The sequence below is a fragment of the Dokdonella sp. genome, from assembly GCF_019634815.1.
Taxonomy (GTDB): Bacteria; Pseudomonadota; Gammaproteobacteria; order Xanthomonadales; family Rhodanobacteraceae; genus Dokdonella_A.
On sequence record NZ_JAHCAP010000019.1, the window covers coordinates 20,769 to 43,547 of the forward strand.

Sequence of the window (22,779 nt, forward strand, 5' to 3'; positions counted from 1 at the left end):
GAGGATAGCCGAAGCATCCAGACACCGCAACCGGTGAACCTTGCGTTGTGAACCGCGGATGATAGCACGAATGAAGCGTTTGCCCATGCCCCGACCTGCCAGGAATCCCCGAACCTGGCCAGCCCCGACCGTTTCCACAGCGGAAAACGCATCATGATCGAACGTCGCCACTCGCCAATGGACCGGCTGCTGATCGAGGCGGAGCGGGCGCTCGGGTCGATCTTCGTGGCGGCGCCACCCACACGTGAGTCCTCGCCGGCAGCCGCAATTGCCGACCCAACCTTCGACGACGCCGAGCGGCGCCATGCTGCCGGGCTGATGCGCATCAACCACGTCGGCGAGGTCTGCGCGCAGGCGCTGTATTTCGGACAGGCCAGCGTTGCGCGTGAAGCAAGCCTGCGCCGTCACCTGCTCGAAGCCGCCGCCGAGGAAAGCGACCACCTGGGCTGGTGCGGCCAGCGCCTGCAAGAGCTGGGCAGCCGCCCCAGCCTGTTCAATCCGTTCTGGTATGCGGGCGCCTGGCTGATCGGCGCCGGCGCCGGCCTGGTTGGCGACCGCCTGAGCCTGGGCTTCGTGGTCGAAACCGAACGCCAGGTCGAGGCCCATCTGGGCGAACACCTGCAATCCTTGCCGTCGGGCGACTTGCGCAGCCGCGCGATCGTGCGGCGCATGCAAGCCGACGAGGCGCGTCACGCACAGGCTGCGCGCGCGAAAGGTGGTGTCGAGTTGCCGCCGCCTTTGCCCATGCTGATGCGCCTGGCTTCGGCCTTCATGAAGAAGGTCGCTTACCGCCTTTGAACGGGGCCGCGTGGATCTCGTCGCGGCAGCCCGCGCGCTCAGGTCAGGTTGCGCCCGTGGAACAGCTCTTCGATCTCGCGCCGCAGCAGCTGCTCGATGCGCTGGCGGTCCTTGAATGACAGATCGTCGGCGTGCGCCTCGAACAGATAGGTGTCGAGGTCGAACTCCTTCACGTGCATCTTGGTGTGGAACATGTTTTCCTGATACACGTTGACGTCGAACATCTCGTATTTCTGGCGGATGTGTTTGGCCAGATAGTCTTGGATCGAATTGATCTTGTGGTCGATGTAGTGCTTGCGCCCCTTCACGTCACGGGTGAATCCGCGCACGCGGTAGTCCATCGTCACGATGTCCGACTCGAAGCTGTCGATCAGGTAATTGAGCGCCTTGAGCGGCGAAATCACGCCGCAGGTGGCCACGTCGATGTCGGCACGAAAGGTCGCAATGCCGTTGTGCGGATGCGTTTCCGGATAGGTATGGACGGTGATGTGGCTCTTGTCCAGATGCGCGACCACGGCATCGGAAATCATGTCCTTGCCGAGCTTTTCGACGATCGGATGCTCGGAAATCAGGATCGTCACCGAGGCGCCCTGCGGGTCGTAATCCTGCCGCGCGATGTTGAGGATGTTGGCGCCGATGATCTCGGCCACGTCGGACAGGATCTGGGTGAGGCGATCGGCGTCGTATTGCTCGTCGATGTACTCGATGTAGCGCCCGCGCTGCTGCTCCGACACTGCATAGCAAATGTCGTAGATGTTGAAGCTCAGCGCCTTGGTGAGGTTGTTGAAGCCCTGCAATTGCAGGCGGGGAATCGGCTTGACCACGGCGCATACCTCGGCAACGGAAAACGTCCGGTGTGGATCCCGGGGGCGCGGATTATGGGCCATGCGTGCCCGCGATGAAACCGCGGCCGATGGCCACGGCGGCGCGGACCTGCTGCTACCGCCTTGGCAATTTGCAATACTATGAGCCACTTGCCCGTGGCGGGCCTGCGTGGCACCCGATGCCTGCGCACTCCACCCCGGATTCATCCGCTTGCAATGCGTAGGGGTCTGCGTGGAATCCCAAACCAAGATCGCCGATTTCCGCTACAACCTGCAGCGCGAGGTCAACCGCGTGCAGGCCCCGGAGATGCTGGTGCCCGACCGCGCGGCAATGGAGCGCTTCCTCGGCGCCTGCCATCGGCGTCGCTACCCGAGCAAGACCGCGATCATCCGTCCCGGGGACTCGGCCAACATCCTCTACTACGTGATCGACGGCTCGCTGACGGTCTCGTCCGAGGACGAGGAAGGCAACGAGCTGATCCTCGCCTACCTCAATCGCGGCGAGTTCATCGGCGAAATGGGCCTGTTCGTGGAAACGCCACGGCGCGAGGTGATGGTGCGTACGCGCACACCCTGCGAATTGTCCGAGATCAGCTACGAACGCCTGTTTGCGCTGTTCGAAGGCCCGCTGCGCGAGGAATGCCCGAAGGTCCTCTTCGCAATCGGCTCGCAACTCACCAACCGCCTGCTGCACACCTCGCGCAAGGTCAGCCGGCTCGCCTTCATGGATGTCACCGGACGCGTCGCCAAGACCCTGCTCGACCTCATCGACGAGCCCGACGCGATGACCCATCCGCGTGGCAAGCAGATCCGCATCTCGCGCCAGGAAATCAGCCGCATCGTCGGCTGCTCGCGTGAAATGGTCGGGCGCGTGCTCAAGCAGCTCGAGGAGCAAGGCATGATCAGCGTCAGCGGCAAGACCATCGTCGTGCTCGGTTCGCGCTGAGCGCGGCGCAAGGCCCGCAGCACAGGCTGGCGCTGGCGAAATTCCGGCACCCCATGAGCCGCAATCTGCCCGCCCGCCGCGCCGAAGATCAGGAGCGCGGCGACGCGCGCCTGATCCGCACGATTCTCGATATCGCCGGGCGCATACCCCCGACGGACAGAGTCGCCAGTGACGAACCGGCGCAGAGAGCCCGTGCGATCGCAGTCGTGGCCCAGCGCAAGGCTGCGCTTGCGGCGGGCGGCCTGGCCTTGCCTCCCGGTGCGCTGGGCTGGCTGACGATCCTGCCCGAACTGTCGGTGATCTGGACCGTCCAGCGCCAGATGGTCGCCGACATCGCCGGCGTCTACGGCCAGAGCGCGGGACTGACCCGCTCGCACATGCTCTACTGCCTGTTCCGCCATGCCGCCGCACAGGCAGTGCGCGATCTCGCCGTGCAGGTCGGCGCTCGCCTGCTGATCCAGGACGTTCCGCTGCGAGCACTCGAGCGCGTTGCTGCCCTGATTAGCGTGCGCCTGTCGCAGCGCCTCGTCGCGCGCGGTCTCTCGCGCTGGTTGCCGGTCGCAGGCGCGGTCGGCGTCGGCGCCTACGCCTGGTACGACACGGCCCAGGTGGCACGGACTGCCATGGCCCTGTTCGCGGGCGAGCCGCTGCCCGACACGCGGCGCGCGCGCCGGTTCACGCAAGGCAAGCGCGCCGACCTCGGCCCTGAGACTCCTCACGGTGATGGTTCAAATGGTTGATGTTGCTGGATTTGTCGTCATCGCGATCGACCAGATCGAGACCCGCACAATTAACGGCAAGCCAAGGTCGGCCTGTTAAAGTAGGCCCATGTATCTTGAGCATTACGGGCTGCGCGAGGCGCCGTTCTCGATCACGCCCGACCCGCGCTACGTCTTTCTATCCGATCGCCATCGGGATGCGCTCGCACATCTGCTGTATGGCATCGGCAAGGGCGGCAGCGGCGGCTTCGTGCAGCTGACCGGCGAAGTCGGCACCGGCAAGACCACCCTGTGCCGCCTGCTGCTGGAGCAGTTGCCCGAAAACACCTGTGTCGCCCTCGTGCTCAATCCGAAATTGTCGCCGGTCGAATTGGTCGAGACCGTTTGCGAGGAACTCAAGCTCGGGATCGACGGCAAGCGCGGCAGTCTCAAGGCGCTCACCGACACACTCAACATCTTTCTGCTCGACGCCTACGCGCAGGGCCTGCGCGTCGTGCTGATCATTGATGAAGCACAGAACCTGTCGACCGAATCGCTGGAGCAGGTGCGCTTGCTCACCAACCTCGAAACACCAACACAAAAGCTGCTGCAAATCATCCTGCTCGGCCAACCCGAGTTGCGCGAGGTGCTGGAAAAGCCCGAGCTTCGCCAGCTCGCCCAGCGCATTACCGCGCGTTATCACCTCACACCACTGGACGCGAGCGAGACCGAAGCCTACGTGCGCCACCGCATGGCCGTTGCGGGCTGCACGCGCCAGCCGTTCACGCGGTTGGGTCTGAAAGCGCTGTATCGCCGCTCGGGCGGCGTGCCACGCCTGATCAACATCATTGCCGACCGTGCCCTGATGGCCGGTTTCGCACGCGATCAGGACAGCCTGGGCGAGCGTCTGGTTGACCGTGCCGCCGACGAAACCCTGCCCGGACACGCACGCTACTGGCTGCGTCGCCACGGCGCCTGGGCCGCGCTGGTCGTGGTGGCGCTGGTCGCTGCTGCCGGCACCTGGGCCTGGCAGCATCGCGCTGCGCCACCGCCTGCCTTCGTCGACGAACCCAAACCGGAGGCAACCGCCACCGGCGCTGGTGACGAGGAAGGCGAGCGACTGCGCGCGGCGCTCGCTGCCGCACCGGATACCGCCTTGATCGCCTACACCCAGCTGCTCGCGCGCTGGCATGTCGATGCCGAACAGATTTCCGTGCGCGACGCGGCCCGTTGCCCCGCGCTGATCGCGCCCGGGCTTGCCTGTCTGCGCGGTCACGCCTCGCTCGAACAATTGGCGCGCTTCGACCGGCCCTTGCTGCTGCTGTTCGGCAAGGCACCGCACGAAATGCCCGCGGTGCTGCAGGGCGTGGGCAAGGAGCGCGTGCGGATCGACCTTTCCGGTCAACGCTACAGCCCGAGCCGCGAAGCCCTTGCAAGTCTCTGGGATGGTGATTTCAGCGTGCTCTGGCGTGTGCCTGCAAACATGCCGGCGCGGCTGGACCGCGGCGCCTCCGGCCCCGGGGTGGATTGGGCACTCAACCGCCTCAAGAGCTTCGATGGCGGCGACGGCGCCAGCCCCGGCGCGAACTTCGATGCCGCCATGCAAGCTCGCGTGGAGAAGCTGCAGCAGGCCTACGGCATCCGCGCCGATGGCATCATCGGTCCGGAAACTCTGTTCGCCCTGTCGGCGCTCGACGATGACGGGCCGCATCTGTCGCGCACGATGGACTGAGCCTCGCCCCGACGCGCCACGCCGACACACCGCACCCGATCCGGATTCCGCATGTCACTGATCCTCGAAGCCCTGAAGAAATCCGAGCAGCAACGCCACCTTGGCGAAGCGCCCAACCTCGGCACACCGATCGTGCTCACGCGCCCGCGACGCAGCGCATTGCCCGCGCTCGCCGCCGCGATCGTGATCGCGCTCGTCGCCGGCTGGTGGTTGCTGCGCGAGCCGGCACCCACCGCCCCGGCAATGTCGGCGGTCCCGGCCAAGCCTGCGGCGCCCGCACTGGCGCCGGTGCCGGCAGCGACCAAACCAGTGAGCAGGATCGGCAGCCCGAACCGTCCCGTCCCGGCGACGCCTGTGGGCAACCACGCGGCGCCAAGCAAGCCGGTCGAAGTCGCGCAACCCGTGTTGCCCATGCCCGGATTGCCGGATGCGCCGGGCTCGGTCACCGCGCCGGCAATGCCGATGCCCAGTCCAGTGGTGATTGGTGGCGAGGGCACGCCGAAGGACGATGCGGCTGCGGCTGCGCCCGGTGCCGCGAAGAATCCCGCCCAGGTCGCCACGCGGTCCACCGCCAAACCTGCGTCCACGGTCACGACACCCGCTGCCGCGACGGGCGCGCTTCCGGTACCCGCGGCCCCACCGGCGCCGGCCGCGGCGCGGCGGGCGACGGCAAAACCCGTGCAACCCAGCCTGCCGTCGATCTGGGAATTGCCTTACGCCACACGCAAGGACTTGCCCGAGATCGACCTGACCATGCATGTGTGGTCGCCGACACCGGCCGAGCGCTTCGTCGTGGTCAAGGGCGAGCGTCATGTCGAAGGCGAGCAGATTGCCGATGGGGTGGTGCTGCAGCAGATCACCACCGACGGGCTCGTGCTGGAGTTCCACGGCCAGCGCTTCACCTTCCCGCGCGACGGACGCTGAGCCGCACGCGTGTTTGTGCAGTTGCCGAGCCGTCGCCGCAGCGGGCCGCCACTGGCAACACTGTTCATCGTCGTCGCCTGCGTGGTGGTGTTCGTCTGGCTCGCATCGCTGCCGGAGGCAGAACGCGCTGTCACGATCATGCGCTGGGGAACGGTGCCGACCACCCTGCTCGATCACAACATCGGCTGGTTGCAGCAGTTGCTCGAACTGCGCGCGATGCGTTTGGTGAGTGCGCTGTTCATCCACGCCGACTGGCTGCACCTGACCGGCAACCTGCTGTTCCTGATCGTGTTCGGCGTATCCGCCGAACGCGTGCTCGGCTCACTGCGCTTCCTGCTGCTGTTCGTGCTCGGTGGCGCGCTCGCCAACCTGTTCGGCGCCCTGATGCTGGCCGGCACCAGCGCACCGATCATCGGTTCGAGCGGCGCGGTGTCGGCCGTGGTGGGCGCCTATCTCGCGCTGTTTCCCCGCGCACGGCTTGGGCTGGTCCTGCCGCTGGGCTTCTTCCTCGAATTCGTGCGCGTGCCGGCGATGCTGCTGATCGGCTTCTGGGCCGCGCTGCAACTGCTGTTCACCTATGTCGGCCCGGCCTTCGGTGCGGTCGCGTGGTGGACGCACGTGGGTGGCTTCATCATCGGCATCGCCCTGGCCCTGCTGTCGCGTCCGGCGATCGCGCGACGCCTGCGCCAGTAGGGCAAGCCGCCGGGAACATTTATCTCGCTCCCTGCATCGAAGTGCTCGAGTCGACCGCGCCGAACAAAGGCCGGCCCGCGGCTCGAACATCACATCGAATGGTCAAAACAGGGGACCGGATACATGAAATTGGCAGCACCCAATGCGGCACCACGCATGTACCTCAAGGACATCGACGGCAAGACCATCGTCATCGGCAAGGCCAGCGGCAGGCGCACCCTGCTCTGCTTCTTCCGCGATGCGGCCTGCCCGTTCTGCAATTTCCGCATCTACGAACTCACCGCCAAACACGCTGCATTGCAACGTCTTGGCCTTGACGTGATTGCGGTGTTCAAGTCGGACGTTCCTGCGGTCAGGCGCTTCGTCGCCAGGCAGCCCCGTCCGTTTCCGGTGATTGCCGATCCGGCCGGACTGGCCTACGAAACCTACGGCATCGAACGCTCGCTGTGGGGCAAGCTCAAGGCGATCGCCATGCGCATCCCGACCTTGCTCAAGGGTCTGCGTATCGTTGGCCTGGCGGGTCTCAATACCAACAACGTGATGCCGGCCGATTTCCTCATCGATGGCGAGGGCAAGCTCGTGGAGACCTGGTACGCCCGCGATGCCGGCGATCACATCCCGTTCGAGCGGATCGAGTTGTTCGTTGCCCGTGACCTGATCGAGCGCAGCGCCGCAGCCTGAGGCGCGCACGGCACATCTGCCGTGCAGACCCTCAAGCGAACCGGGACTTGTCGGCGTACATTGCCTGGTCGGCCTTGCGCAGCGCCGCCTCGGCATCGCCGCCCGGCGCAAGCAGGCCGATGCCGACCGAAAAATCAATGGTTGGCTGCTCGACTGCACTGCCCTTGAGATGCTGGCGCACTGCCTCGATCCGCGCGTGCAGGATTTCGCTTGATGCGGACTGGGCAACCACCACGAACTCGTCACCGGCGAAACGGACGATCTGATCACCGCTGCGAAAACTGGCCTTGAGCGCATCGGCGAAGCGCACCAGGCAGTCATCACCGACATGATGGCCGTGGCGATCATTGACGTGCTTGAACTGGTCGATGTCGAAAAACAGGATCCCCGCTCCGTGCCGCGTTGCTGCGTCGAGAATCGCCGGCAAGGCGCGGCGGTTGAACACGCCGGTGAGCTGGTCCTGATGCACCAGATCCTGCAAACGACGCTGCGCCTCACGCAGCTCGACATTGGCGCGGCCGAGGTCACGTTGGATGATGTCCTGAAAGGCGAGCAGCGAAGCGAGCGCAATCACCCATTCGGTCGCCGCATCGAGCGAGGATGCTGCCGCCATCAAGGTTCCGATCGGCAGATCCGCCGTGCCTTGCCATTGTTGCCACAGGGCGAGATTTCCGGAAATCTCGGCAAAGCCGAGCAGGGCGCGCATGCCCAGACCAGCCGCGAGCCAGCCGCAACGCGGCGCCTGCGTGAGCAGGATCTGGAGCGCGCAGGTGCCGAAAGCCACCGCAATGAGGATCGACTGCAACAAGCCCAGGATGTGGAACGAGCGCAACGACAACAACGCACCAAGCGCGGCGTAAGCCACCGAGAACACGAGGATGCCTCGCAGCGGCGGTACGAAGCGCGGATTGGCCAGCGACAAGGATGCCGTCACCACCAGCAACACGAACATCGTCTTGGCGAACAAATAGACCGCAAACGACGCCAGGGTCGGCAGGGCGGTCTTCTGCAGCACGGTCCAATAAAGCGCCACCGCGACCAGGGCGATCAGGTTGCACAGCCATGCCCGCGCCCACAGACCCAGGTTGGCGTACGGCAAGGAGCGCGACAGGACGAGGAAGAACGTCCAGATCAACAGGTCCGAAACGGCCTGGGCCAAGGTGCTCCAGCGCCACAACATGAGTTCCATGTCGCCCCCCATGCATTCCGCCGCAATCCCGGGATCAGCGAAACACGGGCCGCACTTTAGCGCAGATCCGTTGCGGGCATCGCCGCCAATCGCGCGTGGCGGCGATGTGGCAGCAAGCTCGGGCGCCTCCTCGCCCGTCGACAACTGGTCGCCATTGCGTACCTGCCGCTATGCTCATGGCCACTTCCTTGAAGCCAAGGGGATGATCATGTTTCGATGGCTTTGTGCCTGCGCCCTGGCGTGTGGATTCGGTCTCGCGGGTGCGCACGCGGCAGGCGCGATCGAACTCAGCGTCCGCGACGCCGCCACCGGTGCGCCGCTCGCCGCCACGCTCGACTACAGCGTCGGCAGCACCCGGCACAGCGTCGAGTTGGCGCCCGATGCGCCCACCACCATTGCATTGGCGCAGTCCGGCGTCGCCGTACTGAGCGCGCCCGGCCATCACGCCTTGCAATTCCGCCTCGAAGGCGCGCAAGGCCAGCTCACCGTGCTGCTCGACCCGGAGCAGGAACCGGCTGCCTATTCAGCGCTCGCGGGGCGCGCGCGGGACCAACCCGGGGCACGCTGGCTGCAGGGTTTCGTGCGGCGCGCACGCGATGGCGCTGCCATTGCCGACGCCCTCGTCCGCAGCGAAGGGCGCAGCACGCGCAGCGATGCAGAGGGCTATTTCGAGCTTGAATTGCCTGCTCTGGATGACGGCGACACCACGCGCGCCAGTCTCGACGTCGATGCCGGCAACGCCGGCGCGCAACATCGCACCGGATTGCTGCGCGTCCGCGGCGTGCAGCGCCTGCTGATCGCACTGGAAGCGGGCGCAGCGCGCATTGCGCACAACCAGATCGGCGCACTCGACCGCGGCGAACGCGCCGCTGGCTCGGATGACGGGCGGCCTGCACCCCTGGCCCGCCTGCAAACTCCGGTGGGTCCGCTGCTCGCACCGGGACTCGCGCCGCCGGCCTCGATCCGCGTGGGCTACGCCGATGCCGCCTGCACACAGTCCTGCTGCACCGGTTCCTGCACCAACACCTGCGTGCTGCCGCTGGAAACCTATGTGCGCCGCGGCCTCGACAGCGAGTGGATCGCAAGCTGGAACACGCAGAGCCTGCGTGCCGGCAGCATCGCCTACCGCAGTTATGGTGCATGGCGCGTTGCCCACCCGATCCGCGCGAACTTCGACATCTGTTCGAGTGCCTGCTGTCAGGTCAACGATGCCGGCACCGCAAACAGCACCGACAATGCGATCGCGCGCACACCCGGCATCCTGCTCACACGCACCGGCAGCGAGGCAGCCTCGGCGGAATACTCGGCCGAGAACAACAGCTGGGACGATCCCAACGACGGCCTGTCGTGCAGCAACAGCGACTTGTCCTGCGGCAACGGCTTCGCCGGCTCGCCCGCCAATGGCTGGCCGTGTCTGGCCGACAGCGTCGGCAGCGGCCACGGCTGCTTCGGCCACGGTCGCGGCATGTCGCAATGGGGCACGCAGCGCTGGGCAATCGACGCAAGCGCAAGGCGCTGGCCGTGGATCGTCGACCACTATTTCAACGACAGCGGCGCCGGCAGTGGCCAACGCACTGCGGTGATGACCTCGCCGCTTGCGCTGGCCAATCTTGCGGCGCAACCGGCAGCGGCCGCACCCGGCACCTTGATCCAGCTCTCGGCAGATGCCGACAACACGGCCGGCGCCAGTCACAGCCATCTTCTGATCGGTGCGAGCCTGTACCGCAGCGGCGTCGGCTACATCGACGATTCCGCGCATGACGCGCCGCTCGTGCTCGCCACCGGCAGCCACGCGATCACCCGCGCCTTCACGATTCCACCCGCAACCGCGCCGGGCAGCTACGACCTGCTGCTCTCGTTGTATCTGGACGTCGATGAGAATGGCACGATCAGCTCCGCCGACTTGCCACTGGCGCTGGCCACGCAAGTGGCCGCCGTGCAACTGATCGACGATCGCATCTTCGCCGACGCCTTCGACGGCTCGCCCTGAGCTTGCCCACCGATTGCGACGGCCCGGGTCGGAATCAGGCCCGGGCCATCTTGTTGGATTACAATTGGCGCTGCCGTGGCACGGTCCGGCAGATTCCCTGGAGAGCATCGTGACGCACGTCGTCACCGACAACTGCATCGCCTGCAAGTACACCGACTGCGTCGAAGTCTGTCCGGTCGATTGCTTCCACGCCGGCCCCAACTTCCTCGCCATCGATCCGATGGAATGCATCGACTGCACGCTGTGCGTGGCCGAGTGCCCGGCCGAGGCGATCTTCGCCGAGGATGACGTGCCCGCCGGACAGGAGCATTTCCTCGCGCTCAATGCCGAGCTCGCGCCCCTGTGGCCGGTACTGGCCGAGCGCATCCCCGCGCTCGAGGATGCCGATCGCCTCAACGGCGTGCCCGACAAGCTGCCGATGCTCAAGCGCTGACGCGCGCCGCCTCCCGCCCCTGCCGCGGCGACGCCAGCGTCGCCACGCTCACTTCCCGCACAGATCCCGCCAATGACCGACCCAGCAGCCAGCTCCAAGCCACGCGACGGCGACAAATACGTGACCGCCGAAGGCACGCGCGCGGTGCATGGCGGCATGCGCCCCAATGCCAACGCCAATACGCCCGATGTCGGCCGCAAGCCGCCGTGGCTGCGCATCCGCCTGCCCAGCGGGGCGCGCTACGAAGCCGTGCGCGACATCGTCAAGACACACAAGCTGCATACGGTGTGCGAGGAATCGCGGTGCCCGAACATTGCCGAATGCTGGAGCGGCGGCACCGCGACGATGATGCTGATGGGCTCGGTGTGCACGCGCGCCTGCCGCTTCTGCGCGGTGAGCACCGGCAATCCGCACGGCTGGCTCGATGCCGGCGAGCCGGACCAGGTCGCCGATGCCGTGGCGCTGATGAAACTCAAGTACATCGTGCTGACCTCGGTCGATCGCGACGACCTTCCCGATGGCGGCGCCGCACACTACGCCGCCTGCATCCGCAGGATCCACGAACGCGCACCGCAGACCGCAGTCGAGGCGCTCACGCCCGACTTCTGCGGCAAACACGAACTGGTGGCGACCGTGCTCGATGCCGGTCTGGTCACCTACGCGCAGAACCTGGAGACGGTCGAGCGCCTCACCGGCCGCGTGCGTGACCCGCGTGCCGGTTACGCGCGCACGCTCGACGTGCTCGCCTTTGCCAAGCGCCATGCGCCGCAGACCCTGACCAAGACCAGCCTCATGCTCGGACTTGGCGAGACCGACGAGGAACTCGAACAGGCCTTCGACGACATGCGCAATGCCGGCGTCGACATCGTCACGCTCGGCCAGTACCTGCGTCCGACGCCCAACCATCTGCCGGTCGAGCGCTTCGTCACGCCCGAACAATTCATCGCCTATCGTGATCTCGCGCTGGCCAAGGGCTTCGTCGAGGCGGTGGCGGGACCGCTGTCACGCTCGAGCTACCGCGCCGAACGCGTGCTCGAGCGCAACAATGCAGGCTTGTGCGGCTGATTCAGGATTTCGCCGGCGCCGGAGGCGCTGCCGGCGTTGCCCGCAGCGCCAACACCTTGAGTGCATTGAGCGCTTCATTGAGCGCATAGTCGCTGGGCACCTCGTGTTGCGTGATCGCCGCGCGATCCGCCGCGCCCTCGTTGACGCCCTTGAGGTGGTTGCGCAAATCACGCTCACCCAAGCCACTGTCGAAGTCGTCATTGCGCGCGCTCAGGCTCAGATCGGCAAGTTCGATATCGGGTCGGATTCCGGCCGCCTGGATCGAGGTACCGCTGGGCGTGTAGTAGCGCGCGGTGGTGAGCTTGACCGCATGCTCGCCATCGATCGGCAGCACGGTCTGCACCGAACCCTTGCCGAAGGTGCGCCGGCCCATCAGCAGGGCGCGATGGTTGTCCTTGAGTGCACCGGCAACGATTTCGGCCGCCGATGCACTGCCGTTGTCGACCAGCACCACCAACGGCGCACCTGCGAGCAGGTCACCCGGCGTCGCGCTGAAACTGGTGTCGGCCTGCTTGACGCGGCCGCGCGTGCTGACGATCACACCGCGGTCGAGAAAGTCATCAGCGATTTCAACCGCGGCGGCGACCAGCCCGCCGGGATTGCTGCGCAGGTCGAGCACGACGCCGCGCAGAGGCGCCTTGTTCGCTGCCTGCAGGCGCTCGAACTGCTTGCGCAGCTGCATCGCGGTTTCTTCCTGGAACTGGCTGACGCGCAGGTAGCCAAAACCGGGCTCGAGCAAACGCCCGCGCGCGCTGGCGACATGGATCGCCTCGCGGGTGAGCGTGATGTCGACCGGTGCGGTCTGCTTTTCGTGCAGCACGCTGAGCGTGACGCTGGTGCCCGGCTTGCCGCGCAGGCGCGCGATCGCGCCATCGAGATCGTCGGACTGCACGGCCTTGCCATCGATGCGCAGGATGATGTCGCCAGCGCGGATGCCGCCGCGCTGCGCCGGCGTATCGTCGATCGGCGTCACCACACGCAGCGTGCCTTCGACCTGTGCAACTTCCAGACCGAGCCCGGCATAGCTGCCGGTGGTTTCTTCGGTCAGGCCCGACAGCTCTTCCTTGTCGAGATACTCGCTGTGCGGATCGAGTCCGGCGAGCATGCCGCGGATCGCGCCGCGCATGAGGCTGCGGTCATCGATCTCCTCGACATAGGCCTGCTTGATGAGGCTGAACACCGCGGTGAAGACGCGGATGTCGGCCATGTCCACGGATTTGCGTGCGGCTGGCGCATTGGCGAACGCGGGCAAAGCCGCGCCTTTCGGGTTTGCGTCTTTCGTGTCCTTGCCCGGGTCGGAGGCTGCATCTTTCACAGGCGCAGCACCAGAGGCCTTGTCCGCCGGCGGTTCAGCAAGCGCAACGGCGCTGCCGAGAACAAGGATCGAGGCGAAGACGAGCAAGGGGCGCATGGGCATGTCCACGATCAGGAGAGGCATCGAGTGTACGGCAGGCAGGGTGCGGGCATCGACCGCCCCGGCCGCGTGAAATTCAGCGCAGCCAACGGCGCGGATCCACGGGCTTGCCGTCGCTGCGCAGTTCAAAGTACAGCCCGGCGCTACGCTGCCCACCACTGGCGCCACTGGTGGCGATCGTGTCGCCGGCATCGACCCAGTCACCCACTTCCTTGAGCAGACTTTCATTGCAGCCATACAGGCTGAGATAGCCGTCGCCGTGGTCGAGGATGATCACCATGCCGTAGCCGCGCAGCCAATCGGCAAAGGCCACGCGGCCGCGCGCGACCGCAGCCACCGGCGTGCCAACCTTGGCCGCAAGCAGCAGACCACTGCTGGGTCGTCCGCCTTCGCCGGGCGCGCCGAAAGCAGAAACGATGCGTCCTGCCAACGGCCAGCGCAGACGTCCACGCTGGCTGGCGAAGGCTTCGGCGCCCTTGATCTGCTGCGGGATATCGGCAAACACATCGTGCAGGCGCTCGAGCAGCTTGACCAGCTCGTCTTCGTCGCGACCGAGCCCGGCCAGATTCCGGCCCTGCGCCTTGAGCCTGGCATCGAGCTCGCCAACCAGGGCTTCGCGCTGCACGCGCTCGCGTTCGAGACTCGCGCTTTCGGCGGCACGTGCCTGACGTGTGGATTCGAACTGCGCGCTCTGCGCGCGGATCGCATCTTCGAGCGCAAGCAGTTTCTTCATTTCCTCGCGCACCTCATCGAGCTGCGCGATGCGCGCGCGCTGGAAGTAGCGATGATAGGCGAGCACGCGCGCCACCGCAGCGACGTCGTCCTGCTGCAGCAACAACTTCAGTTCCTCATGTTGCCCCAGTGCGTAGGCCGAACGCAGCAGGGCGGCGAGGTCCTGTTTGCGTGCCGAGAGCTGCGTCAGCAGGCTGGCGTGCTGGTCGCCCAGCGCGGCCAGACGCTCCTGCTGGTCGGCAAGCTGTTCGTCCAGCGCATGCAGCTCGCGCGCAATCGCGGCAATCGCCAATTCCTGCTCGCGCAGATCACGCAGCGCCACGTCGCGCTGATCGGTCGCCGCGCGCTGCTGCTCAACCAGCGCCTTGATCTGCGCACGCACCGCCGTGAGCTTGTTCGTGGTCTCGACTTCCTGCGCCTTGCGCCGCGCACTGTCGACATCCTGCGCCTGCACAATCGCGGTCACCGCCAGACCGAGCAGCAGCAGACATGCCAGACGAACCACGGCGGCGAGCCCCTAGTCGAAGCGGACCAGACTGCGACCGCTCATCTGCGGCGGCTGCGGCAGACCCATCAAGGCCAGCACGGTCGGCGCCAGATCACGCAGCGCGCCGCGCTCGAGTCGCGCCGCTCGGCCAACATGGACCAGCGGCACCGGGCCCACCGTGTGCTGGGTGTGCGGCACGCCGTTGTCGTCAACCATCTGCTCGAGATTGCCGTGGTCGGCACTGATGAGCATCTCGCCACCGGCCGCGCGGATCGCGGCTTCGATGCGACCGAGCGCGGCATCGACCGCTTCGGCCGCGGCAATCGCCGCGCCTTCGATTCCGGTATGCCCGACCATGTCGGGATTGGCGATGTTGCAGACGATGAAGTCGAATTGGCCTGACGCAATCGCCGCGACCAATCGATCGGTGAGCTCGGGACAGCTCATTTCCGGCTTGAGGTCGTAGGTGGCGACCTTGGGGCTCGGCACGAGGATGCGCTCCTCGCCCGCAAACGGCGCTTCGCGTCCGCCCGAGAAGAAAAACGTGACATGTGCGTACTTCTCGGTTTCGGCGATGCGCAACTGGCGCAAGCCGAGACCGGCAAGGTATTCACCCAACGTGTTGTCCATCGATTGCGGCGGGAATGCGATCGCGCTGTCGGCGACCAAACCCTTTTCGTATTCGGTCAAGGTCGCGCAGGCCGACAACTGCGGCACGCGACTGCGCGCGAAACCGCTGAAATCCGCATCGACGAAGGCATGCGAGATCTCGCGCGCACGATCGGCGCGGAAGTTCATGAACACGATCGCATCGCCGTCGTTGACCGCGGCACCCCCAGCGATCACGGTCGGTTTGACGAACTCGTCGTTCTCGCCGCGCGCGTAGGCCGCGTCGAGTGCGGCCAGCGCGTCGGCGGCGTGATGATCCGCCTGCGCCAGCGCAATCGCCTGCCATGCGAGTTGCACGCGATCCCAGCGCTGATCGCGATCCATCGCGAAGTAACGGCCGGTTACGCTCGCGACCTTCGCGTTGCCGAGCCGCGCGCACTGCGCGGCAAGGCGTTCGAGCGAGGCGCGCGCACTGCGCGGCGGCGTGTCGCGCCCATCCAGGAAGGCATGCACGGCCACGCGCGCCACGCCGCGGTCATGCGCCAGATCGAGCAGGGCGAAAATGTGGTCTTCCTGACTGTGCACGCCACCGGGCGAGAGCAGACCGAACACGTGCAGGGTGCCCTCGTGACGGCGCGCTGCATCACAGGCGTGCAGCAGCGCGGCGTTGTCGAAGAAGCTGCGATCGGCGATTGCGGCGTCGATGCGGGTGAGGTCCTGATGGACGATGCGCCCGGCGCCGATGTTCATGTGACCGACTTCGGAGTTGCCCATCTGCCCGTGCGGCAGCCCGACATGTTCGCCGAAGGTATCGATGAGGGTATGCGGACACTCGCGCAGCAGCCGCCGCCAGTTGGGCAAGTTGGCCAGCGCGATCGCATTGTGCGCGGTCTCCTCGCGATGGCCCCAGCCATCGAGTATCAGCAGCAGGACGGGTTTGGGTCGGGACACAGGCGAAACCGCGGAAGGGAAAGCACTATCCTAGCCGATGCATCGCGCGCTGACCCTGTCCCGTGCGCAGGCGCGGCGCGGGCAGCACGGGAGCGGAGCAAGCTCCGCTCTACGATGGTGGTGGTGTGCTCCTGCAGAGCCGAGCTCGCTCGGCTCGGGGTGCTCTTGTAGATCCGAGCTCGCTCGGCTCGGATGCGCGAAAGCAGCGGAGCAAATGCGAGATCGGAGCAAGCTCCGCTCTACGGGGCGGTGGGTTTTGTAGAGCCGAGCTCGCTCGGCTTGAGGCGCACGGGAGCGGAGCAAGCTCCGCTCTACGGGAAGGTCGCGACTGCCGTCGCTCCTGCAACAGCGCGCTGCAGGAGGGCCGGAAGGCCCGACCTGACGAACGGGAGCGGAGCAAGCTCCGCTCTACGATGGTGGTGGTGTGCTCCTGTAGAGCCGAGCTCGCTCGGCTCGGATGCGCGAAAGCAGCGGAGCAAATGCGAGAGCGGAGCAAGCTCCGCTCTACGGGACGCGCTTTTGCTCGAGGCGTTCGCCGCGAAGGGGCAGGCTCACTTGCCCGCCAGCGCCTTCTCGATGCTCACCTGGGTCATCGGGTGATAGCCGGGCTTGGCCTTGGCGTAGACCTCGCGTGCGAAGCGCAGGCCGTCGGGCGTCTTGGCCAGTTCCTCGTAAATCGGCACCACCAGATAGCGGCGACCGATGCGCGTCATGTACTTGGCCATCTGGGTGCGCGCGGGACGAAAGTCCGAGCGCGCCGCAGCCAGATACCAGCGGCGCGCAATTTCGGCGTTGGGCGATCCATTGAGGTGCCAGGCCGCATCGAGCGTGGCCAACTGTTGCGCGCTGAGTTTGTCCGGCAGTCCGTCGAGGAAATACATCCACTCTTGCGTGTTCCAGCGCTTGGCGTCGAGCTTGATCGCGGTGCGCTTGCCTTCCAGCCACTGGCTGCGCGCCTCGGCGATCGCCTGCAACTGCGGCGAAGTCGGCAGCGGCGCATCGGCGGGCACGCCGCCTTGGTAGATCCACGCCTTGACTTCGTCGAGACTCATCTTGCCCGGATACTTGTCGAGCAAGTTGGGTTTGAGCCAATCGAGCATCTGCTCGGTAGTGATGCTCCGGAACGCGAAATGCTCGAAATAGCTGCGCAGATAGGCGTCGAAAGCCTCGCGCCCGAAGCGCGCCTCAAGCGTACGCAGCAGCCATGCGCCCTTGACGTAGGCAAAGTCGGAAGCGGCATCGTCGGCATCGTCGAGATCGGGCACGAGTCGCTGGGTCGGCGCCGGCGTCGATTTGACCTCGCGCAGCAATTCATCGGCAGCGATGATGAATTCCTCGTCGGCCTGCACCTTGCCGTAGACCGCCTCGACGATGCGGTTCTCGACATAGCTGGTGAAGCCCTCGTTGAGCCACATGTGGCGCCAGCTTGCATTGGTGACGAGATTGCCCGACCAGGAATGCGCGAGCTCGTGCGCGACCAGCGACACCAGACTGCGGTCGCCGACCAACACGGTCGGGGTAGCGAAGGTCAGGCGCGGATTTTCCATGCCGCCGAATGGAAAACTCGGTGGCAGCACGAGGATGTCGTAGCGCTCCCAGCGGTACGGGCCGTAGAGCTTCTCGGTCGTCTCGATCATCTTCTCGGTGTCGGCAAATTCGTAGGCGGCCTTGGCGACCACCGAGGGCTCGGCATACACCGCGCTGCGCGGCCCGGTTTCGCGCACGGCGAGGTCGCCGACCGCGATTGCGAGCAGATACGAGGGAATCGGCTGCTCCATCCTGAAGCTGAAATCACCATCGAGTGGGTGCTTGGCATCGTTGTTCGCGCTCATCACCACGCGCAGCGCCTTGGGCCCGGTCACATGCGCGCTGTAGGGAAAGCGCACCGCAGGCGTGTCCTGCAGCGGCACCCAACTGCGCGCATGGATCGACTGCGATTGCGAATACATGAACGGCTGCTTCTTGCCCGCGGTCTGCGCTGGCGTCATCCACTGCAGGCCAGAGGCCTGCGGTGCGGTGTGATAACGGATGCGCACCTTGGGCGCCTGCGCGTCGAGCGCAATGCGCAGCGCCGAGCCGAGCACCGGATCGCGCGCGGCCAGACTCCACTTGAGTGCATGCGCAGCGCCCTGCGCATCGAGCGCCTCGATGCCTTCGATGGTGAGATCGCGCGTATCGAGCACCAACTCGCGCGCCTCGGGATCATGCCAGGCCAGTGCCAGCTCGGCGCTGCCGGCCAACTCACGCTTGTCGAAATCGACCTTGAGATCCAGCGAAAGCGCAGTCTGCGTGACCTTGGCCGGTTCGGCGTAACTGAAGCGATCGTGTTCGGCGGCCGAGGCTGACATGCACAGGAAGAACGATGCGGCGAGGAGGCGTTGCAGCATGGAAGGTGGTCCCTGAACGGCTTGCGATTGCGTATTGTCGCCGATCCGGCGCCACGCCGCGCCGGATCCACGCGCGCGCTCGATGCGGACCGGAAATCCGTGTCGAGGCCGTGTCCGGTCAAGCTGTCCGCTCGTGCCGGCCAGCATTCGAAAACGCAAGGCTAACCGATAGGCGAGCGGCTTGAATCAGATCCGGTAGCCGCGATGGATCGCGACGATGCCCGCGGACAGGTTGCGCACGTCGACGCGCTCCAGCCCGACGCTTTCCATCATCGCCTTGAGCGTTTCCTGATCGGGATGCTTGCGGATCGACTCGGCGAGGTAGCGATAGCTGCCCTCGTCACCCGCGATCAGCGCACCGATGCGCGGCAATACCTGGAATGAATGGAAGTCGTAGAGCGGCTTGAGCAGTTCGGCCTTGAGCACGGAGAATTCGAGAATCAGCGCGCGACCACCGATCTTGAGCACGCGCTGGATCTCGGCCAGCGCCTTGTCCTTGCGGGTCACATTGCGCAGACCGAAGGCCATCGTGACGCAATCGAAGCTGCGATCGGGGAACGGCAAGGCCTCGGCATCCATCTGCGCGCATTGCAAGCCCTGCACGAGACCACGATCGAGCAGGCGGTCGCGCCCGACGCGCAGCATGTCGCCATTGATGTCACCGACCACGATGCTGCCGCGCGCACCGACCTTGGGCCGCAGCAGCGCGGCGATGTCGCCGGTGCCGCCGGCCAGATCGAGCACCCGATCGCCTTCGCGCACGCCGCTGGTGGCAACGAAATAGCGCTTCCACAGCCGATGGATGCCAAATGACATGAGGTCATTCATGAGGTCGTACTTGCGCGCGACCGAGGTGAACACCTCACCGACCAAGCGCGCCTTGTCGGCCTCGGGGACGTCGCGGTAGCCGAAGTGGGTGGTGGATTGCGTCATGTTGCCATCGTACCGCATCGCGCCATTGTCGCGCCGCGCATTCATGCGAAGATCGCCGCCGCGAGCGCCGCCACACGCGGCAGATCGACCGCCGACCAGGGGAGCATTGGCCATGACGATCCTCAATCGCTACGCCCTGATCTTGCTGATCCTGTGCGGGGCCGCGGGATCATCGGCACGCGCCGACGAACGCATCCTCGCCTTCGACAGCCGCATCCAGGTGCAGGCCGATGGCAGCATGGATGTCACCGAGACGATCCGCGTGCGCGCCGAGGGGCAGCAGATCAACCACGGCATCTACCGCGACTTCCCCACCGACTACCGCGACCGGGGCGGCAACAAGGTCCACGTTGCGTTCGAGCCGCGCACGCTCACGCGTGATGGCGCCAGGGAAGACTTCCGCAGCGAGCGCCACGGCAACGGGGTGCGCGTGTATTTCGGCTCCAAGGACATCACGCTCAGCCCGGGGGAATACAGCTACGCCTTCAGCTACCACACCAATCGCCAACTCGGTTTCTTTGCCACGCACGACGAGCTGTACTGGAACGTCACCGGCAATGGCTGGGATTTTCCGATCGATGCCGCCAGTGCCGAGGTGAACCTGCCCGGCGCGATTGCGACGTCGGCGCTGCAGCTTGAAGCCTACACCGGCGTCGAGGGTGCCAAGGACAAGAACTACGAAGCGACTGCCGATGCGCCGTCGCAAGCGCGTTTCCGCACCACGCAAGCCTTGATGCCGCGCGAAGGCTTGACGATCGTCGTCGGCTTTCCCAAGGGTGTCGTTGCCGAGCCCAGCAAGGAGCAACGCGCAGCTTGGTTCTTCGCCGACAATGCCGGCGTGCTCGCGCTGTGCGGGGGCCTGCTGCTGATCTTCATCTGGTATCTCGTGCAATGGCTGCGCGTCGGCCGCGATCCCGAACCCGGGCCGATCTTCCCACGCTACGAGGCGCCCGACGGCCTCACGCCCAGCGCGCTGCGCTTCATCGAGCGCATGGGCTGGGATGAGCGCTGCGTCGCCGCCGACCTCGTCGATGCCGCGGTGCGCGGCGCGATCCGCATCAACAACACAGCCGACAGTTATCGCATCGAGCGGGCCGACGCCGTCGATCTACCCAGCCGCGAGGCGCAACTGATCGGTGACCTCTTGCAGGGCGCCGGGGAATTCGACCTCAAGCGCAGCAATCACCAACGCATCTCCACGGCGATCAAGGCACACAAAAAAGGACTCACCAGCGAATACGGTGATCGCTATTTCAACAAGAACACCCGATTGGTGGTGATCGGCGGTCTTCTCACGCTGGCCACGGTGATCGGTGCGGTGCTGTTGCTCGGCGAAAAGGACAGGATGATCGGTGGCGGCTTCATGCTGGTCTGGTTGGGCGGCTGGAGCCTGGGCGTGTTTGCCCTCGGCAGTGGCGTGATCGATGCCTGGCGCTCGGTCGCCAGCGGCAACAAGTCCGGTTCACTCGGAGTCCTCGCCGCGCTCGGCGTGACCCTGTTCGCCTTGCCGTTCTTCATCGGCGAAGTGGTCGGACTGGGTGCCCTGCTGATGATCTTCGGCATCGCCTTTTCGATTGCGATCGTCGTGTTGCTTGCGACCAACCTGTTGTTTGCGCACCTTATGAAGGCGCCCACGATTGCCGGGCGCAAGGTACTCGACCAGATCGAGGGCCTGCGCCTGTATCTGGGCGTGGCCGAGCGCGACGAACTGGCGGCACAGAAGGCGCCACCGCTGACCACCGGGGAATACCAGCGCATGCTGCCCTATGCGCTGGCGCTCGGCGTGGAAAAGAACTGGACCGATCAATTTGCCGCGGCGATCGGGCCTGCCGCCGCAGCCGCCGCGGTGGCTGCTGCGGGCTGGTATCACGGCAGCTCGATCAACAACCTCGGCAGCTTTGCCAGCGGCATCGGTTCCTCATTCGGCAGCGCGATCTCGTCCTCGTCGAGCGCGCCCGGCTCCTCCTCGGGCGGTGGCGGCGGCGGTTCATCGGGCGGCGGTGGTGGTGGCGGCGGTGGTGGTGGCTGGTGAAGTGTCCAGCCATGCGCTGCGCGCCTCGCCTCAATCAGCTCGCCCCCCGCGTTCGCGCCCATCCCGTGCGTGCCGGCACGCAGGACGCGCGCCCTGCGTGACCTACCCTACTCACCGGTAATTGGCTGTCCGTTTTCATGCCACACATTGCCAGAGCGAATATTGCCTGGCGCGGTCGCATCAAATTGTCCGAGTGCCTGAAAAGTGCCGCACTCGGGGTGATAGACCGTCGAGAAGCGGTTGTCCAATATCCGAATATCATGCGTATCGTCGGGATAGTTGTGGGTTTGGCCGCCCCGCACGCAGATGGAACCGCCCGCAACCAGATTGTTCTGGAGCAGGTAGTTGGTGACCGGCGCATAGTCGCTGTACATGTTCACCGATGACGAACAACCGGTATTGACGCAGATGAAAGTATTGCCAGTCACGGTGAAATTGTCGCCGCCATGCGTGCTGATCGCGGTTCGGTGCGCGCCCTCGATGGTGCGGTCCGAATAGACATATGAATCCCTGACCGTGATATTTCCGTAGATCATCATGCCGCGACCGACATGGTGAATCTTGACGTGGTCAAAAGTCTGGCCGCCCGGGCACCGCTGATAGACTCCCCAGGGGATGCCGGGCGCAGGCGACTTGTCGACCTCGGTATATTCGATCAGGGTATTGGCCGGGCAAGTTGAAACACCATATCCGATATCAATCCCGTACAGACCGCCACTGATGACCGTGGTGTCGCGCACGGTCACGTTGTTGTGCTGGATGCGAAGCTCGCCATGGATGCACATGCCTTCGATCGTCTGGCCGTCGCTTGATGTCGTGAAGTTGCCGTTGAAGGTACTCGTACACGTGTATCTCGGGCCGGTATTGCAGGGATTGGCCCGGCCCGTGAGATCAGGCCCCTCGATACCCAGCGCAAGACCCGGGGACTGGCTTGCAGTCGAAAGTCCGCCCGCGGCACCCCCTGCCGCGGGCACTTCGAATCCGCTGACGAAGATCGAATCGATCCCGCAGGATTGGGCACGAGCGCCCCCTGCCGCGAGCACAATGGCCGCAGTGCCCAGGATGCCGCATTGCCATTTCGTTACCGTACGCATGAGTCGCCCTCTCCGATCAACCGTTCAAAACAGTGCAGCGCCGAAAGAGTTCGCACTGAACCCATGCGGCGGCGCCGAATCCCCCATGTGCGCGGACTCGGCTCATTCAAGATCAAAGGCCTGTGCGCTCGATCGGCGGATGCACCCTCCATGGCGCGCGACAATGG

The 22,779-nt window shown here is 65.7% G+C and carries 19 protein-coding genes; 11 read left to right on the forward strand and 8 right to left on the reverse strand.

What is annotated here, in order from left to right; genetic code table 11:
* Positions 1 to 153 precede the first annotated feature (153 nt).
* Positions 154 to 798: a 2-polyprenyl-3-methyl-6-methoxy-1,4-benzoquinone monooxygenase gene (gene coq7 / locus KF759_RS10185; RefSeq protein WP_291225111.1), complete on the forward strand. Its 645-nt coding sequence runs from the start codon at positions 154 to 156 to the stop codon at positions 796 to 798.
* A 38-nt stretch (positions 799 to 836) separates the two neighbouring features.
* Here coq7 and speD read toward each other — a convergent pair whose 3' ends face one another.
* Complete coding sequence (speD, locus tag KF759_RS10190) at positions 837 to 1,622, reverse strand: adenosylmethionine decarboxylase (protein ID WP_291225112.1); 786 nt, start codon at positions 1,620 to 1,622, stop codon at positions 837 to 839.
* A gap of 307 nt (positions 1,623 to 1,929) precedes the next feature.
* Here speD and crp point away from each other — a divergent pair, with 307 nt between their 5' ends.
* The 6 genes from crp (at position 1,930) to KF759_RS10220 (ending at position 7,296) form a co-directional block, all read left to right on the forward strand.
* Entirely contained in the window at positions 1,930 to 2,568 is a 639-nt protein-coding gene (crp, locus tag KF759_RS10195) for a cAMP-activated global transcriptional regulator CRP (protein ID WP_291225170.1), read from the forward strand.
* Between the two features lie 53 nt (positions 2,569 to 2,621).
* Positions 2,622 to 3,308 carry an EcsC family protein gene (locus tag KF759_RS10200; RefSeq protein ID WP_291225113.1) on the forward strand — a complete coding sequence of 229 codons (687 nt, stop codon included), beginning with the start codon at positions 2,622 to 2,624 and terminating at the stop codon, positions 3,306 to 3,308.
* 88 nt (positions 3,309 to 3,396) lie between these two features.
* On the forward strand, positions 3,397 to 4,998 hold the full coding sequence (locus KF759_RS10205) for an ExeA family protein (RefSeq protein WP_291225115.1): 1,602 nt from the start codon (positions 3,397 to 3,399) through the stop codon (positions 4,996 to 4,998).
* A 51-nt stretch (positions 4,999 to 5,049) separates the two neighbouring features.
* Positions 5,050 to 5,922, forward strand: coding sequence for a general secretion pathway protein GspB (locus KF759_RS10210; protein WP_291225117.1), 873 nt, complete (start codon positions 5,050 to 5,052; stop codon positions 5,920 to 5,922).
* Between the two features lie 9 nt (positions 5,923 to 5,931).
* Positions 5,932 to 6,615, forward strand: coding sequence for a rhomboid family intramembrane serine protease (locus KF759_RS10215; protein WP_291225119.1), 684 nt, complete (start codon positions 5,932 to 5,934; stop codon positions 6,613 to 6,615).
* Between the two features lie 123 nt (positions 6,616 to 6,738).
* Positions 6,739 to 7,296: a redoxin domain-containing protein gene (locus KF759_RS10220; protein ID WP_291225121.1), complete on the forward strand. Its 558-nt coding sequence runs from the start codon at positions 6,739 to 6,741 to the stop codon at positions 7,294 to 7,296.
* A gap of 31 nt (positions 7,297 to 7,327) precedes the next feature.
* Here KF759_RS10220 and KF759_RS10225 read toward each other — a convergent pair whose 3' ends face one another.
* Entirely contained in the window at positions 7,328 to 8,485 is a 1,158-nt protein-coding gene (locus KF759_RS10225; RefSeq protein WP_291225123.1) for a GGDEF domain-containing protein, read from the reverse strand.
* Between the two features lie 208 nt (positions 8,486 to 8,693).
* On the opposite strand from KF759_RS10225, the gene KF759_RS10230 reads away from it, so the two are divergent.
* From KF759_RS10230 to lipA, 3 genes are all read left to right on the forward strand, one after another.
* Positions 8,694 to 10,475 carry a SpoIID/LytB domain-containing protein gene (locus KF759_RS10230; RefSeq protein ID WP_291225125.1) on the forward strand — a complete coding sequence of 594 codons (1,782 nt, stop codon included), beginning with the start codon at positions 8,694 to 8,696 and terminating at the stop codon, positions 10,473 to 10,475.
* Between the two features lie 109 nt (positions 10,476 to 10,584).
* Complete coding sequence (fdxA, locus tag KF759_RS10235) at positions 10,585 to 10,908, forward strand: ferredoxin FdxA (protein WP_291225126.1); 324 nt, start codon at positions 10,585 to 10,587, stop codon at positions 10,906 to 10,908.
* A 72-nt stretch (positions 10,909 to 10,980) separates the two neighbouring features.
* Positions 10,981 to 11,973, forward strand: coding sequence for a lipoyl synthase (gene lipA, locus KF759_RS10240; protein ID WP_291225127.1), 993 nt, complete (start codon positions 10,981 to 10,983; stop codon positions 11,971 to 11,973).
* Position 11,974: 1 nt separating this feature from the next.
* On the opposite strand, the gene KF759_RS10245 is transcribed toward lipA, so the two are convergent.
* The 5 genes from KF759_RS10245 to ubiE form a co-directional block, all read right to left on the reverse strand.
* Positions 11,975 to 13,288, reverse strand: coding sequence for a S41 family peptidase (locus tag KF759_RS10245; protein WP_291225129.1), 1,314 nt, complete (start codon positions 13,286 to 13,288; stop codon positions 11,975 to 11,977).
* Positions 13,289 to 13,463: 175 nt separating this feature from the next.
* Positions 13,464 to 14,624, reverse strand: a complete 1,161-nt coding sequence (locus tag KF759_RS10250; protein WP_291225130.1) for a peptidoglycan DD-metalloendopeptidase family protein — start codon at positions 14,622 to 14,624, stop codon at positions 13,464 to 13,466.
* Positions 14,625 to 14,636: 12 nt separating this feature from the next.
* Positions 14,637 to 16,166 (reverse strand): 2,3-bisphosphoglycerate-independent phosphoglycerate mutase, encoded by a 1,530-nt coding sequence (gene gpmI, locus KF759_RS10255; protein ID WP_291225132.1) that lies wholly within the window; start codon positions 16,164 to 16,166, stop codon positions 14,637 to 14,639.
* Positions 16,167 to 16,717: 551 nt separating this feature from the next.
* Positions 16,718 to 18,553 (reverse strand): M1 family metallopeptidase, encoded by a 1,836-nt coding sequence (locus KF759_RS10260; RefSeq protein ID WP_291225134.1) that lies wholly within the window; start codon positions 18,551 to 18,553, stop codon positions 16,718 to 16,720.
* Positions 18,554 to 18,739: 186 nt separating this feature from the next.
* Positions 18,740 to 19,486 (reverse strand): bifunctional demethylmenaquinone methyltransferase/2-methoxy-6-polyprenyl-1,4-benzoquinol methylase UbiE, encoded by a 747-nt coding sequence (gene ubiE, locus KF759_RS10265; protein WP_291225135.1) that lies wholly within the window; start codon positions 19,484 to 19,486, stop codon positions 18,740 to 18,742.
* A 112-nt stretch (positions 19,487 to 19,598) separates the two neighbouring features.
* Between ubiE and KF759_RS10270 the strand changes: the two genes are divergently transcribed.
* Complete coding sequence (locus tag KF759_RS10270; RefSeq protein ID WP_291225137.1) at positions 19,599 to 21,518, forward strand: DUF2207 domain-containing protein; 1,920 nt, start codon at positions 19,599 to 19,601, stop codon at positions 21,516 to 21,518.
* Positions 21,519 to 21,625: 107 nt separating this feature from the next.
* On the opposite strand, the gene KF759_RS10275 is transcribed toward KF759_RS10270, so the two are convergent.
* Positions 21,626 to 22,612, reverse strand: coding sequence for a hypothetical protein (locus tag KF759_RS10275; protein ID WP_291225139.1), 987 nt, complete (start codon positions 22,610 to 22,612; stop codon positions 21,626 to 21,628).
* Between the last annotated feature and the right edge of the window lie 167 nt (positions 22,613 to 22,779).

Excerpts from the sequence above, each read along its gene's own strand:
- coq7 (WP_291225111.1), top strand. The coding sequence starts at position 154 with ATGATCGAACGTCGCCACTCGCCAATGGACCGGCTGCTGATCGAGGCG.
- crp (WP_291225170.1), top strand. The coding sequence starts at position 1,930 with ATGCTGGTGCCCGACCGCGCGGCAATGGAGCGCTTCCTCGGCGCCTGC.
- KF759_RS10210 (WP_291225117.1), top strand. The coding sequence starts at position 5,050 with ATGTCACTGATCCTCGAAGCCCTGAAGAAATCCGAGCAGCAACGCCAC.
- KF759_RS10200 (WP_291225113.1), top strand. The coding sequence starts at position 2,622 with ATGAGCCGCAATCTGCCCGCCCGCCGCGCCGAAGATCAGGAGCGCGGC.
- lipA (WP_291225127.1), top strand. The coding sequence starts at position 10,981 with ATGACCGACCCAGCAGCCAGCTCCAAGCCACGCGACGGCGACAAATAC.
- KF759_RS10205 (WP_291225115.1), top strand. The coding sequence starts at position 3,397 with ATGTATCTTGAGCATTACGGGCTGCGCGAGGCGCCGTTCTCGATCACG.
- KF759_RS10260 (WP_291225134.1), bottom strand. The coding sequence starts at position 18,553 with ATGCTGCAACGCCTCCTCGCCGCATCGTTCTTCCTGTGCATGTCAGCC.
- KF759_RS10275 (WP_291225139.1), bottom strand. The coding sequence starts at position 22,612 with ATGCGTACGGTAACGAAATGGCAATGCGGCATCCTGGGCACTGCGGCC.
- KF759_RS10220 (WP_291225121.1), top strand. The coding sequence starts at position 6,739 with ATGAAATTGGCAGCACCCAATGCGGCACCACGCATGTACCTCAAGGAC.
- KF759_RS10230 (WP_291225125.1), top strand. The coding sequence starts at position 8,694 with ATGTTTCGATGGCTTTGTGCCTGCGCCCTGGCGTGTGGATTCGGTCTC.
- ubiE (WP_291225135.1), bottom strand. The coding sequence starts at position 19,486 with ATGACGCAATCCACCACCCACTTCGGCTACCGCGACGTCCCCGAGGCC.
- KF759_RS10270 (WP_291225137.1), top strand. The coding sequence starts at position 19,599 with ATGACGATCCTCAATCGCTACGCCCTGATCTTGCTGATCCTGTGCGGG.
- KF759_RS10225 (WP_291225123.1), bottom strand. The coding sequence starts at position 8,485 with ATGGAACTCATGTTGTGGCGCTGGAGCACCTTGGCCCAGGCCGTTTCG.